The sequence below is a fragment of the Bacteroides sp. NGMCC 1.200775 genome (assembly GCF_040798045.1).
GTDB lineage: Bacteria > Bacteroidota > Bacteroidia > Bacteroidales > Bacteroidaceae > Bacteroides > Bacteroides hominis.
Window position 1 is genome coordinate 606,740 of record NZ_JASCQK010000003.1, and the last position, 15,076, is coordinate 621,815.

Here is a 15,076-nt window from a genome sequence, read left to right on the forward strand (position 1 = left end):
TTTACTGTGTCTTTTCCTGTGTTTGCTCCAAGCCTTTGGAATCTATCAGCTTTCCGTCAATGGAGTATTCCTTTTGCCAGAGCAGTTCCCCCTGGTCGAACATAGAGATTTTCCATCGTTTGTCGGTTCCTGGATAGTATATAATCGACTCTCCATGGGGTTTCCCATCTTTGTATTCTTCTCTGGCGGACAGCCTTCCAAGTATGTACTGGGTCCATAGCCAGTCTTTGCCATCCTCCATCTCCCTGACGGAATATGTGTCGCCGTCAAACGATTCGAACTTCACCGCACTGCCCTTTCCGGCGTAGGTTGTGCGGCAGCGCAACGTCTTTGATGCGTCAGGGTTTATACGGTAATAGCAGGTACTGTCTGCCTGCAGACCGTTTTTGTAGTGTTCTTCATTGACAAATGTTTCACCGTCGTCGGTATATATCCACATGCGGCACACCCCGTCACGCTCCCCGTCCGTATAGTGCCATTCCGACAGAGGATTTCCTTCTTCGTCCCAACCGAAGGAGATTCCGTTGATTTTTCCATTGTTCATTTCCACGCAGCTTTTCAGGTTTCCGTTCGGGTGCCATTCTCGGGCGGTTCCTTCGAGTATACCGTGGACATATGGGTGTTCGGACTTTATTTGTTCGTTGTCCTTGTAGAAAAGCCGTTGCATACCGTGCTGGTGCCCAGCCTTGTCGTACACGTATTCGAGGAGCAGTATTCCGTCCTCTGCCGTTTCCATCCCGTCCGGAGTGTTCGTATAGGCACGCAGGGTATCAATGGGAAAACCTTTCGTGAATTTTCCGGTCATGTGGTAAGTCTTAAAGAGGATCCGGTAGTTTCCATCCAGCGTTTTGGACTTACTGTTCTTCTTGTTTTTTTCCCAATAGATATTTACGGCGCCGCTTTTTTCGATGACAAGCGATTCAAATCCAATGGTTTTCTGCGGCATGACATCGACGACACAAAAAAGCCCGCAAAGGACGAGTAATAGTAATTTTTTCATCGTTATATCTTTTTTAGTATGGTTATATCTTTATTGTAGCCTTGGTAGTGCAAATGGCCAGCGTGGTCATCAAGATGCTTAACATCTAAAGTCGATGTCCTTCCGGGAAGTTTATGTTCACGAGAATCGCTCCATCCAAAATTCCTCTTATTATTTGATAAGTCAATCATTTTCTTAATCTTGATATTGTAGAAGACAAGCTTATCAGTTAGCTCATGAACAATTTCTCGGATTTCGCTTTCCGGAAAATTATTGTACTCAGAGTTATCAACTATATCTATTTCTTCTTCAACAAACTGCCATCAAAGATAATTTCACCTCCATCAACCCACCTGTCATCTTCATCCCACTCTCCTCCACAATGTGTTTGAATACTGCCAACAACAATACTTTGTTCAAGGTCTATTATATCACACAGATAATTTTCATGCAATATTTTTTCATCCCCGTCTTCTACATAACCTTTTATAATATTATCCAGCACAACAAATCTTTTACTCGGAGAGATACGCAGATCCAATTCACCTCCATTTTCATACGAGAATTCTGCTATTTTAACGGTATCTCTCTCTTTAAGACGTATGATATATGGATTATACCATAACTTAAAATCTTTATCATATTTTTTATACAAAATAGCAAAACGTTCAGACACATTAACAACAGTGTCTTTTGACTGTATTACTGATTTCTGAGGTTGTGTATCTGAAGAAATTTTACTGCCTCCAAAGCAATGAATAGCCAAACATAATGCAATTGATGCAAACAGCATATTTACTTTCATACTATTTATTTTCAGGAATTATTATCATTCATTAAAGAAGCATCATCTATTATATAATTATGTTCATCTTCATATAATAAATTTAAATTCTCCGGTTGATTTATTAATCTAAGTTCTATTGCTTTATCTTTTTCTTTTGTACAGCCACTTTTGTCCGAATCAGGCTCATGCCATAATCTCCAAGCAAATGTACCCCTTGCTTTATCATATACTTTAATACTCATTTTGATTGTTTTTTTGCATCTAAAATTATAACTCACAGTTAAGCTATCTAATCAGCCGCATAAGTTATTCTGGTGATAATACTTTTATCCTTCTGCATAATTTCAAAACAGGTAACCCCTCCTTGGTAGTCTATTTCTATTAAGAGGTCATTTGTTGTTTTGTACTTATAGCAAACCTTGATATATTTATCCACTTCAGAAATGTATTCTATGTCTTTTTGTGGTAGTGTATCTTTCAGATTCTCATTGATTCGCTTAATGACATCATACACTTGTGTCATATTAGCGTCTGGAAAAATGCACTTCTGAATGGTCGTGTATCCATCATCCTCCGAATATTTCTCGCATTTTAAACCTTTCCAATCTGTTTCATTCACAAATAATTTAGGTTCATCACTATTCGCTTCACTCACATGATTATTTGTGTCGGAGTTTAAAACGCTAATATTAGCTTTACCAGCTTTACTCTCTGTTTGTGAATCTGTCTCCGTTTGTTTATTTTGAAATGACCAGCACCCGCTAAGCATTATTAGTCCCATGTACGCTAAAAATAGTTTTTTCATCGTTTTACTATCTATATTAGTATATCTTCAGTTGATTAATTCTATCTGTTCATAAACTATTTGGGATTATGTTTACGTCTCATCAACTTTGAATATTTTTTTAACAAACTCTCTGTGTCTACCATAAGCATCCTCTGAAATTGATGTAAACACGATCATATTTAAAAATATCCATCATCTATAGGCCTGTTGTCACATGTATATTTCCAGTTTATCACTGTTTTCGGGTATATATAGTATAATAGGTATGATTATATTGTTAGGTATGCTCCATCCGTCTTCATTGATTATGTCGGACTTTATCTGCAATACACTATTCTTTTCCGATTTATTTCGTAGCATGACCAGTTTACCATTCCCGCAAATCACCATTTCAAAATCTGTAATGGGCGCAACTTTCCTATTGACTGATGTTTTATCAAACATTTCCGTATAACAAAATTTATCTATTATTTCTTGCCGGCTGTTATAACGCATGTCCATGTAAGGAATGATATGACTGAGGTACTGTGTCTGATAGGCCAATTCGTTACAGTCCACTAAATATTGCCGTATCTTATTATATTGCTTTAGTACCTTTTCTTCTAAGTCGGGTATTTGTGTCAGGTCACGGGCCTTGGTGAGTTTATCACTGTAATCAAAAGGCAGCGATGCCTCAAAAGTTGCCGAAGCGGTATAATATTTCAGCTTTTGTGTACCTATATTATCGGGTAATTTCAGTTCTTCAATCAAGTTGGTTTCAGCTTCCGGTTTATCTATGTCGGGACAATGGTATATTTTGAGGCTTACAGAACTGTCATCTGAGATATGGTCTTGTTGGCCGGTGGGATATATCTCTACGCTAAATGTTTGTTTTCCGCTGCGTGGCAGACAGCTATTGACAGGATATAATGTACCGTCATAATCATCATAATTGCAGTCGTAATCGGAAAAATCCTCGTATACCGGTATGTCGTTTATGCGGACTATTATATGGCATTCCGATTTTTTTATTTTCAGGTAATACATTGGCTTTGTTTTATATTCATGCAGAGTGTTCGATATGTATTGCTCGACTAATTCCATAACCTTCTGTTCTTCCGCGCTTCTGGCCGTTGTGTTAGACTTCCGGCTGTAATCCGGAAATGTCTGTATGATGATATCATCATTTGTGGAATTTTCCTGTGCATTGGCATTTATCCCCCAGGATAGCAATACTAAAATTAATAAGGTTCTGATATTCATAACTGTTTCTTTGAAGCGTGTTGTTTGTGTCCAAAGATAGGAATTAAAATTGAGACTGAGGGAAGAATAGAGAAAGAAGGTTGTGGATAAGGGTTTTAAACGTAATTGAATGACCGGGGCGAAGTCAGGTGAAACCATTAAAAAGCCAACTTAAACCGGAGTTGCGTTACTAATTCGTTACCTGTTATCTTGCTTTCTACTCTTTACTTATTGGCAATTAGTCAATTGAACTTTTTCCGCAGTTTTCACCAATAAACGGAACAACTCAAAATGCTGGTACTATTATTCATTCGCCATGTTCCTGAATGTGCGGTATAGTTTTTCCAGTTCACATGATGGAAGGCTGATATCTACCCGGTCTTTCGGTTGAGTGACAGTATTATGTAAAGGCAAGTGAGTTCCTTCTCGTACGACATTCTCTATTTTACAATCTTTGGGCAAAATAATGTCTTCTATTTTTTTCCCTTGCATGTATGAGTCAGCATTTACTTCGAATGAGAGGGTGTGCCGGGAATTTGAATCTTCTTTTTCTTTGGGCAGTAAACGTAAATAAAGCTGGTCATATATTGGTCTTACTCCTGCGATATCGCTGATAAAGTAAGTGATTCCTACAACAATTGTCATTGGAATAAGCAATTCAAACTTATGGGTCATTTCCAAAAGCAGGATAATGCCTGTAACCGGAGAACGTACGACAGCTGTGAATGCTGCAGCCATACCAATAGCCATAAAGAAACCGCAATGTTCTGCTGAAAGAAAACCTTGCCGGATAAGTATAAGTGCGAATACCTTTCCTGTCAGTCCTCCGATGACGAGCAATGGCAGGAAGATGCCTCCCGGAAAGCCCGTTGAATAGCTGAGTGCTGTGAACAATAGCTTAAGCAGGATGATGCCACAAAGAAACAGTATACCTGTATATGCCGTAGTGTCTGCTTGTTTGAGAAGAAAATCTTCACCACCTGCAATCAAATCTGAAAAGAAATAACCTATGATATAAGTTACAATAACCACTGACAGCACTTTTAAATATACCGACATTTGTATTTGGCTGTATTTCTGCTGGAAATAAAGTAGACAGTTGTTAAAGAGCTTTCCAACCAAGGATAATAGCAAGGAAAATAAAATGAATGCCAAGGTAATTCCGACAATGCTAAGTTCGGAAGGATAGGAGGTGTTGATCGGTGCATACAGGTTTCCGGGGAATGCCCAACCGGCCATTGTCCCGGCTATAGTCGATGCCAGAAGTGAGGTAATGATTATTTTCACAGAATCGAATTTCTCCAGTTCTTCCACGATAAATATCGATGAAGCCAAAGGAGCGATAAAGGCTGACGAGAGCCCTGCGCTTGCCCCACCCGTATAAAGATAACGTTGTTCCGAGACGGATGCATGAGTCCATTTTCCTATTATGCGGGCCACGAATGCGCCCATTTGAACGGAAGGACCCTCGCGTCCGAGCGATAATCCCATCCCTATACTTGCCAGACCTCCTGTGAATTTTAAAACAAGCGCTTTAAACGGGCGATTTATTTGGAATCTCCCATAAATGGCTCCTTCTACTTGTGGAATACCGCTACCGGAAATGGAACGGCATTTTTTAACACCATAATGTATGATTAATCCCATAACCCACATTAAAAATATAGCCAAAAGATGCATCCACCAGTTTACCTCGGAATTAAACAGAAGGTGTCGCAGGTCAGATGCCTTACCTAACAAATAATGATAAGGTATAGTTACGATTCCGGTTAAGATACCCACCGGAATACATAGCAGGTATAGTTTTACGTACTTTAGTTCCATTTTGCGTCCTATAATCTAACAAAGTTCACTCTATCGTGCGGTTAGCTTTATTTGCGGGTAGTTTTTAATTAGTAAATCTGATAGTTCAGTTAAGGAATGTCCATTCTTCGAGCAAAGATAGGAATTATAAATGAAAATATGGGCGGGACGGATCAAAAAACTGTAAACAAGCGGTTTCGGAGAAGTTCTGAAAATATGTTGATAATATGGAGTATGTAAATGCATTGATTTTGTTTCAACGGTCTTCATTAATTTGGAGATTATATGGAATGATTGAAAATGAAAAAATACATTAAAATGCTAAATTCAAATGAGGATTTTAATAATTGGATTGTGACTAACGGAAAAGATGATAACTTTGTTATTTATTATTTTAAAAGAAAAAACGAATTAGAAGTTTAGTATAAATAAGAATAATTTATTGCACAGTTCTATTACTGTTGAATTGAAAAGGGCTGCCAGAATAGTGCCACGGTGGTAGCCCAACGTGAATAGTCTCAAGTGAAACGCTCTGTTTTTAACCGTTGACCATTATCGGAATATTTTGATAAACAGTCGAAGAGTTCCAAAAACTCGAGAAAGTAGGTGGAACTCGTCTTTTAATTTCATTTATTGAGATATTATCCCTGAAAGTTTATCCATATCATTAGCCAAGGATTCATTGAGTACATGGGCGTAATGCTCCGTCATACGGGTCGTTGTATGCCCCAGCATTTTAGATACGTTTTCGAGTTTGATGTTATTGGCCAGGGTGACGGTTGTGGCAAATGTGTATCTGGCTATGTGCATTGTCAGATGCTTTTTGATGCCACAAAAATCAGCTATTTCCTTGATGTAGGAATTCATTTTTTGGTTGGCAAACACAGGAAGTACCTTTCCTGACTGTTTGCATAAAGCGTGATCCTTGTATTTCTCAATTAACGCCAATGGCAGTTCCAATAGTGGAACAAAGAATTCGACATCCGTTTTCTGGCGTTGTTTGTGAATCCATTTCCGTCCTTTCGCATCTTCAATGATATGTTCACTTTTTAGGTTGTATACATCGATAAAGGCTAATCCGGTGAAACAACAAAACAGAAATACATCCCGGACTATTTCCAAACGCGGAATTTCGAATTCTTTGTCTTTAAGCATGTTCAGCTCATTGATAGTGAGAAAATCCCGGATAACCTTCTTCTCTTTGAATTTCACGCTGGCAAAGGGGTTTGTTATTATCCATCCATTTGCTAAAGCCAGGTTTGTTATTTTCTTCATGCATTTCATGTAACGTATCACTGTGTTTTGAGCACAATTCTTTTCTATTTTCAGAAATGCCTCAAATTTGCGGACTAATTCACCTGTAACGTTTTTAATGGGGATGTCTTCAACCTTTGTTTCCTCGGATAACATTTCTTTAAAATAACGCAGGCAGAGCCTGTAACGGCGAAGGGTTATTTCGTTATACTCTTTTCCGATCAGGAGTGACATCTGTTCATTATGCTCTTCGAATACTTCAAAAAACATTTTGCATGTATTATGCTTGCCTTGGAGATATTCTTTGATAAGCACAGGCTCAGCATAGCCATTCTGATCAAATAGTTCTTTTTGAATTTCGTAAGCCCTGGTACGTAGCCATTCCAGATATCGATTGATTTCCTGGTGGGTCGGAGTTTTGCCGGTGGCCCGTTCTTTCTTTTGATTCCAATTGGCGGGTTCTATTTTGCGTTGAGTATTTAGCTCTATAAACCGGCCGTTGGCTGTAATACGCATTTGGATAGGCGCTTCACCTCTTTTCGTTAATCTTGTTTTTCTGATAAGAAAAATAATACTGAATGTGTTCTGTTTCATATCTACTCATTTTTTAGTGTAAAACATTAAAATCGTGTGCACTTAAAGAATAGGGTAAATTGATGAAAACGAGTGATTTATAATCAAATTCGTGTGCAATTTTTAGGGATTCCAATAATACACACGAATTTAGCATTTTGAAATGTGTTGAAATGTACTATTTAGTTGGGAGCAAGAAATAAAAAATCCCTGTATTTGTTTGAAATACAGGGATTTGCTTTGCAAAACAACCGATTGCTAATCTTTTAAAGTGGTGCCACCAGGAATCGAACCGGGGACACAAGGATTTTCAGTCCTTTGCTCTACCAACTGAGCTATGGCACCTTTCTTGTTTGCGGTTGCAAAGGTAGTGAAAATTTTTAATTCTGCAAACCTTAGGGTAATAAAAAACACTGATAAAAAGCTATTCTGCTTATTATCAGAGTTTTTCTTTCTGATTTTTTTATTTATTTTCCTGTAGGGGATTCCATCCCTGAGCTTTTAACTCGAATTCCTGACCATCGCGTGTGATCAGTGCGCAGCCTAATTCGGGCTTTGTAATATGTCCGATCAGGCGGACACCTTCCATTTCCGATACTTTTTCGTGATCGGCAATGGGAACAGTGAAAAGAAGTTCATAATCTTCACCACCGTTCATGGCACAGGTGGTGAGGTTCATATTGAACTCTTCTGCCATAACTGCTGTTTGATAATCGATAGGGATATGCTCTTCGTAGACACGGCAACCTGCTTTACTTTGAGTACATATATGCAATAGCTCCGAAGAAAGTCCGTCAGAGATATCCATCATAGAAGTCGGAACGATATTTGCGGCGGACAGTTTCTCAATAATGTCTTTGCGGGCTTCCGGTTTGAGCTGTCGTTCCAACAAATACTCTTTTCCGGAGAAATCCGGCTGAGCATCCTGTTCGCCTTTAAAGACTGCTTTTTCGCGTTCTAACAGTTGCAGCCCCATATAGGCGGCACCTAAGTCGCCACTGACACAGATCAAGTCGGTATCTTTGGCGCCATTACGGTAAACTACTTTATCTTTGTCGGCTTCACCAATACAAGTGATACTGATGGCAAACCCTGTCAAAGAAGAGGTGGTGTCACCACCTACAATATCGACTTTATATTGTTGGCATGCCAGACGGAGTCCGGAGTAAAATTCATCCATATCTTCCACACTGAAGCGTTTGGAGAGAGCAAGTGAAACTGTAATCTGTTTGGGCGTTCCATTCATCGCATAGATGTCGGAGAAGTTAACCACAGCAGATTTGTATCCCAAATGCTTTAACGGCGTGTAGGTTAGGTCGAAATGTACACCTTCCATCAAGAGGTCGGTAGTCACCAACACTTGCTTGTCGGCAGGATAGGAGAGGACGGCTGCATCGTCGCCTACTCCATATTTGCTTGATTCATTTTCTAATTTAATTCCTTCGGTGAGATGCTTGATCAGTCCGAATTCACCTAAGGTTGCTATCTCTGTTCTCATATATCTTATTTTATGATAAGGAAGTATCTATGCACGGTTTATCAGTTCGCGCATGATGGTGGTCATCTTCGGCTGGGCAGCATCGGCTGCTTTCTGAACTTCTTCGTGTGATACTTCTACAATCTTTCCTTCTACCCCAAGATCTGTTACGACGGAAATGCCGAAAACTTTGATGCCGCAGTGGTTGGCTACAATCACTTCGGGGACAGTAGACATTCCTACCGCATCAGCTCCTAAGATATGGAACAGTTTGTATTCTGCAGGTGTTTCGAATGTGGGTCCCTGTGTACCGATGTATATTCCGTGCTGTACTTTAATGCCTTTTTCTGCTGCAATGGCATCTGCCTTGCGGATCAGTTCCTTATCGTATGCCTCGCTCATATCCGGGAAACGGGGACCGTACGGGATGTTTTTACCACGTAACGGATGTTCGGGGAAATAGTTGATATGATCAGTGATAATCATCAGATCACCGATTTCGAATTCAGGATTGGTGCCGCCACTGGCATTGGACACAAACAATGTTTTGATACCCAGTTCACGCATCACGCGTACCGGGAAAGTCACTTCTTTCATAGAATAACCTTCGTAGTAATGGAAGCGTCCCTGCATTGCCATAATCTCTTTATTACCCAATTTACCAAAAATAAGCTTACCGCTGTGCCCTTCTACGGTAGACACAGGAAAGTTGGGGATATCTTCGTACTTTATTTCATACTTTTCGGTAATTTCGTTTGCCAGACTGCCAAGTCCGGTTCCCAGAATGATTGCTGTTTCAGGACTTGTGTGCATCTTTCCTTTCAGGAAGGCTGCCGTTTCTTGTATTTTCTCTAACATAGCCAATAATGTGTTGGTTAAAATTATCTTGTTGATTTTGTAATATTTCTACTTCAATGGGTAGGGCATAAATAAATGGTTTCAGCCCATCATCCAGTTCCTGATGGTATATCAGGCGTGTCGCGTCTTTTTCGGTTGTGACAATCAGGCGTTGCCCTTTTCTTAATTTACCGAATCTCTCTTTTATTTGCGCCAAGTCTCGCTGGCTGAAGTTATGATGATCACTAAAAGCGAGTAAGTCGATGTTCCGTGTATGTATTTCCAATTCACGGATGATCGTATCGGGAGATGCAATACCGGTAATTAGCAGTATCTGTTCCTCTGTCTGTAAGGAGGATAATTTTCTCTCTTGTACAGTGGCACAATCGGGAAAGACTGCCCGCAGGTTTCCGTATCGGAAAGACGAGAAATATAACTGCTGGTAGGGGAACAGATTCAACCTTTTCGTAATAATATTGTAGTCAATAGGTTTGATATCCGGCGGACATTTGGTTACGATGACTATCTGTGCCCGATTTTTGGCTTGTGCAGGCTCCCGTAAGCGTCCCGCAGGCATCAAGGTGTCATCGCAGAACAGACGGTGATAATCTGTCAGAAGAATATTTAGTCCTGCTTTCACGTATCGATGTTGAAACGCATCGTCCAACAAGATAACTTCGACCGGAGGCTCTTTAAGTGTGAGTAACCTTTCGATGCCATGGCAGCGGTCTTCGTCAACTGCTACCCGGATATCGGAGAATTTCGATTGTATTTGATAAGGCTCGTCGCCAATACTGCGGGCGTCACTTTCTGCTGTTGATAGTACGAATCCTTTGGTATGGCGCTTGTACCCCCGGCTTAATACAGCCACTTGGAATTCATCATGAAGCAATTTTATCAGATACTCTGTGTGCGGCGTTTTACCCGTACCGCCCACTGCGATGTTCCCGATACAAATAATAGGAACATTAAAACTCTTTGACTGAAGTTTTCCCCAGTCAAAGAGTTTATTTCGTAATGCTACTCCTGCCCCATATAACCATGAAGCAGGATATAGCCATTTATGTATCTTGATAGAGTTTTCTTTCATGCAGTTTGCTATTTCACATTCAGTTCAAACGGAACGCGTGCTTGAATCATGGCGCGTTCTTTTATATTTTTCAGCAGGCTGAAATCTTTATAATAGTCTCCCAATTGACTTTTCAGCACTTGGGATTCTACATAATTACCGGGTTGGACATCAAGCAACGTAGACAGAATATCCTTTTTGGCAGGATAGGATATAATGGTGTATCCTTTTAAATCGGCTTTTTGTGCAGCTATTTCCAGTGCCTTACCTATTCCACCCAATTCGTCTACCAATCCGATTTTTTTAGCCATCTCTCCGGTCCATACACGTCCTTCAGCTATTTTCTCAATTTTATCTTTAGACATATGGCGTCCTTCGGCACAACGACTTACAAATAAATCATATCCTTGGCCGATCATCATCTGTAGCAAAGCTCTTTCATCGCTGTTTACCGGGCGCATCAGATTGCCGAAGTCTGAGAATTGATTGGTTTTTACTACGTCATATGTCAATCCGATTTTTTCGGTTAATCCTTTAACGTTCGGAATCATGCCGAAGATTCCAATAGAACCCGTCAGAGTGGTTGGCTCGGCTATGATACTGTCGGCAGCACAAGAGATATAATATCCACCGGATGCGGCATAGTCGCCCATTGAGACGATGACCGGTTTCTTAGCCTTCAGCTCTTTTACGGCATGCCAGATCTGTTCGGACGCAAAAGCACTTCCTCCCGGAGAGTTTACGCGTAATACAACAGCTTTTACATCGTCATCTTCTTTCAGTTTACGCAGGTCGCGAATCATTTTGCTACCTATAATACCTTCATAAGACGCTGCTGATCCGGCATAATCGGTTATCTCACCGGAAGCATAATAAACAGCCAGAATATTCCCGCTCTTGTCTTTAGGAACATTCTTTTTAATGTTAACCATCTCTTCGAGCCCTAAGATGGGCAGGCGATCATCTTCATCGATTTTCACAAGTGTTTTCAAATAGTCGCGTACGTCATTTTGATAAATCAGCGTGTCGGCCAGTCCGCATTTTACGCTTTCGTCTGACGGATAGAACATCAGCATACGGTCAGCATACATATTTAATGAATCTTTTCCTATTTTGCGTGAAGCGGAAACACCATCCAATATTTGATTCCAGATAGAACCGATGAAAGCTGTAACCTGCTCCCGGTTGGCCGGAGACATCTCGGTGGAGGTGAAAGGTTCCACTGCCGACTTGTAAGTACCTACTTTGAATACCTGCATCTCAATTCCCAGTTTCTGTAATAGATCTTTATAGAAAATAGGTGCTGAAGCGAGTCCGCGCCATTCGATCATGCCTTTGGGATTGAGCATCACTTTGTCGGCAACACTCGAAAGATAATAAAGTCCTTGCGTATAATTGTCGCTATATGCTACGACAAATTTGCCACTCTCCTTAAACTCATCCAATGCTTTACGTATCGCCTGTAGCGAAGCGTACGAAGCATCCAGCCATGAGGCTTGTATATAAATGCCCTTGATGTTATCATTTTCTTTAGCTTTCTTGATTGAAGCCAGTATATCGTCCAGTCCGTATGTATCGGCTGTTTCACCGGTAAATTTACCCAGTAAACCTTCTAAACTCTCCTGAGTGCGCTCAACCAGTGTACCTTTCAAGTCGAGCATCATTACGGAATTCTTCTTTACCACAGTTTCTGTATCCGATGACGAAATGATGCCGACAAGCGTCGCAATTCCGATGATAAACAAAACAATGCCCGATAGTACGATACCGGTCAATGTAGCAAGCGTAAATTTAAAGAAATCTTTCATTGTACATATTGTTTTTATGCCAGCTTTTTTAAAGCTAACAAAGATAAATAATTGAGTTGAAATTCATCCCATAAGTCGCATAGTTTTTTGTTTTGTCACGGTCGGAGTGCATAAAATATGATTATTTAGGTATGTCTGCGGAGTAGAGGAAAGGTGATTATTACAGTGAGGAGTAACAATAAAAAGAGGAAACTACCCCGGACGGAGTATTCCCTCTTTCCATTCTTGAAGAAACCATTATTTATTTCTTAAGAAACGATTCTTTCATTCTGGCAATATCAGTCAGATAATCCTGTAAGTCCTGTTCATGCTCTTCTTCTTCAGCCAGGATATGTTTGGCGATGTCACATGTGGTGTAATCTTTACCGTTTGTAAAGTTGGCAATCTCCTGATAACGGAGAATGGCGCAACGCTCTGAAGAAACGTTTTGGTTCAGTAGGCTGACAGAGTCGAATGCTGTTGGAGAATCGTATTTGCAGCGGGCCAGTTCAAACCATTTTTTCGGATCGAGTACCGGAACACCTTCCAATTCGATGATTCGGTCTGCTATCAATTGTGCGTGGTGACGTTCTTCTTCAGCATGTTCTTCGAACTCACCTTGTACGTCTGCGCGCATAGCACCTTCCACTACCAATGCACCTACCCAATATTGATAGTATGCCAACCATTCTTCAGATAATGCAGCATTCAGCTGATCAATCAAACTTTTTACATCGAGCTTTCCTTGCAGGATTTTTACACTTTCTTTAGCCATAATTCTTTTGGTTTAGGTTATAAAAATTAAGTTGGTTAAGTAACATGGGGCAGGGGATTTTGTTTCCTGAAAGGGTGATTTTAACAGGAAGACATTTGCTTTAGGGATATTTGAAGACGTGCTTTCTTTTTATGTCCGATTCTTAATCTATGATCCAATCTTTGATACTTTCTTTCTTTAACTTGTGCCTGTCCTGCTATTCTCTTGTCTTTTGTAATTGCACTCCTCCCGCTTCCGCTCCAAACCTTACTTTTGAAAATCCGCTGCACCCATACTTGTTCTAATCGCAACTATCCCTTTCGGCCCACTACTTATCTCTTTTTCTAAAAAAGAACCCCTTGTCTCTCTATTGTATTCATTCTCAATCCTTTTCTCTCTTTCGTTTCTTCTCCTCCCGTCACTTGATTTAACAGGGGGTTAAATCAAGCCTTTTGTCTTCAAATAACAAGTCTTTTCGAAGCAAAAGCTTTGTTATTTCCGCCCCTAAAATAAATGTCTCCCCAACTGCATTAACAATGTTAACGTTTGGATTCCGTTCAATTCCCATTCAATTCCCGTCAAAATCCCGCCGTATTTTCTGTTTAACTCCCGTTTAAATTCCGTCAAGCTCCCGTTAAATCCCCTATTTTTCTCCGCAATTCCACCCCAAAACACTCGTTCTCCTCCCTTTCGTAGCACATATCCTTTCCTTTATCTCCTGAAAATTCCCCCTCTATATATTATAATAATGTGTCCCCTTGGCCCTCCCTTTTTCCTTCTTTTTAAAGTATGCTCTAAAACCTGCCTCTCCCTCAGTCCTTTACATCTAAATTTATATTTTTATGAAAAAAAACTTCCTTATATATTTGCCTTGTATTGGTAAATCACGTACTTTTGCACCCGCTTTCCAAGAGAGGGAGAGCCGATTGAAATTGACATGTTGCAGCCGCGTATTGATTGCCTTAACGAACAACAAAAATAATCTCCTTTTTCTTTGGAGTTTAATATTAAAATTCGTTATCTTTGCAGTCCGATTCGCGATAAAAGGCGTTTATTCCGGTGCCTTTCCCTTTCGCTAAGAGAGTCGGAGAACAGACCGGAAAAACATTTTAAAAAAAACTTCCAAAACATTTGGTGTTTTAAAATAAACCTTTTACCTTTGCACCCGCTTTTGAAACGAAGCGCAATCGAAACGAAGCGTTCTTTGAAAAATTGATAAACAATACAAGTAGTACAAGTAAATTTAGAACCGTCAATACTTATTATATAGGTATATGAAAAAATGACCGTCAATAAATTTTCGACATCCTGAACAGAGCTAATATTGTCCCTTATTGGGATATATAACAATACTTTTACAATGAAGAGTTTGATCCTGGCTCAGGATGAACGCTAGCTACAGGCTTAACACATGCAAGTCGAGGGGCATCAGAAAGAAAGCTTGCTTTCTTTGCTGGCGACCGGCGCACGGGTGAGTAACACGTATCCAACCTGCCCTTTACTCGGGGATAGCCTTTCGAAAGAAAGATTAATACCCGATGGGATAATGATTCCGCATGGTTTCATTATTAAAGGATTCCGGTAAAGGATGGGGATGCGTTCCATTAGGTTGTTGGTGAGGTAACGGCTCACCAAGCCTTCGATGGATAGGGGTTCTGAGAGGAAGGTCCCCCACATTGGAACTGAGACACGGTCCAAACTCCTACGGGAGGCAGCAGTGAGGAATATTGGTCAATGGGCGCGAGCCT

Annotated in this window: 12 protein-coding genes, 1 tRNA gene and 1 rRNA gene; 1 reads left to right on the forward strand and 13 read right to left on the reverse strand. The window is 40.3% G+C overall.

The window, feature by feature from the left end; translation table 11 throughout:
- Window position 1: 1 nt before the first annotated feature.
- From QK890_RS11755 to QK890_RS11815, 13 genes are all read right to left on the reverse strand, one after another.
- Window positions 2-1,000 carry a toxin-antitoxin system YwqK family antitoxin gene (locus tag QK890_RS11755; protein WP_220575996.1) on the reverse strand — a complete coding sequence of 333 codons (999 nt, stop codon included), beginning with the start codon at window positions 998-1,000 and terminating at the stop codon, window positions 2-4.
- Between the two features lie 277 nt (window positions 1,001-1,277).
- Complete coding sequence (locus QK890_RS11760) at window positions 1,278-1,784, reverse strand: hypothetical protein (protein WP_367627352.1); 507 nt, start codon at window positions 1,782-1,784, stop codon at window positions 1,278-1,280.
- A gap of 11 nt (window positions 1,785-1,795) precedes the next feature.
- Complete coding sequence (locus QK890_RS11765) at window positions 1,796-2,008, reverse strand: hypothetical protein (RefSeq protein ID WP_032530316.1); 213 nt, start codon at window positions 2,006-2,008, stop codon at window positions 1,796-1,798.
- Between the two features lie 47 nt (window positions 2,009-2,055).
- Entirely contained in the window at window positions 2,056-2,571 is a 516-nt protein-coding gene (locus QK890_RS11770) for a hypothetical protein (RefSeq protein WP_137569171.1), read from the reverse strand.
- 192 nt (window positions 2,572-2,763) lie between these two features.
- Window positions 2,764-3,795 carry a hypothetical protein gene (locus QK890_RS11775; protein WP_032530314.1) on the reverse strand — a complete coding sequence of 344 codons (1,032 nt, stop codon included), beginning with the start codon at window positions 3,793-3,795 and terminating at the stop codon, window positions 2,764-2,766.
- A 282-nt stretch (window positions 3,796-4,077) separates the two neighbouring features.
- Window positions 4,078-5,598 (reverse strand): ClC family H(+)/Cl(-) exchange transporter, encoded by a 1,521-nt coding sequence (locus QK890_RS11780; RefSeq protein ID WP_032541219.1) that lies wholly within the window; start codon window positions 5,596-5,598, stop codon window positions 4,078-4,080.
- Between the two features lie 609 nt (window positions 5,599-6,207).
- Window positions 6,208-7,425: a site-specific integrase gene (locus tag QK890_RS11785; protein WP_032530312.1), complete on the reverse strand. Its 1,218-nt coding sequence runs from the start codon at window positions 7,423-7,425 to the stop codon at window positions 6,208-6,210.
- 251 nt (window positions 7,426-7,676) lie between these two features.
- Window positions 7,677-7,749 (reverse strand) — tRNA-Phe (locus QK890_RS11790).
- Window positions 7,750-7,867: 118 nt separating this feature from the next.
- Window positions 7,868-8,902 (reverse strand): thiamine-phosphate kinase, encoded by a 1,035-nt coding sequence (gene thiL / locus QK890_RS11795; protein ID WP_005789917.1) that lies wholly within the window; start codon window positions 8,900-8,902, stop codon window positions 7,868-7,870.
- A 27-nt stretch (window positions 8,903-8,929) separates the two neighbouring features.
- Complete coding sequence (locus QK890_RS11800; RefSeq protein ID WP_005789915.1) at window positions 8,930-9,739, reverse strand: purine-nucleoside phosphorylase; 810 nt, start codon at window positions 9,737-9,739, stop codon at window positions 8,930-8,932.
- The gene (lpxK, locus tag QK890_RS11805) at window positions 9,678-10,808 is read right to left on the reverse strand and encodes a tetraacyldisaccharide 4'-kinase (protein ID WP_032530607.1); all 1,131 of its coding nucleotides are present in this window, start codon (window positions 10,806-10,808) and stop codon (window positions 9,678-9,680) included. Before lpxK ends, QK890_RS11800 begins: the two co-directional genes overlap by 62 nt.
- A gap of 8 nt (window positions 10,809-10,816) precedes the next feature.
- Complete coding sequence (gene sppA, locus QK890_RS11810) at window positions 10,817-12,595, reverse strand: signal peptide peptidase SppA (protein WP_032530609.1); 1,779 nt, start codon at window positions 12,593-12,595, stop codon at window positions 10,817-10,819.
- Between the two features lie 241 nt (window positions 12,596-12,836).
- Window positions 12,837-13,349 carry a ferritin-like domain-containing protein gene (locus QK890_RS11815; protein ID WP_005782541.1) on the reverse strand — a complete coding sequence of 171 codons (513 nt, stop codon included), beginning with the start codon at window positions 13,347-13,349 and terminating at the stop codon, window positions 12,837-12,839.
- Between the two features lie 1,336 nt (window positions 13,350-14,685).
- Between QK890_RS11815 and QK890_RS11820 the strand changes: the two genes are divergently transcribed.
- Window positions 14,686-15,076, forward strand: a 16S ribosomal RNA gene (locus QK890_RS11820); the annotation flags it as partial.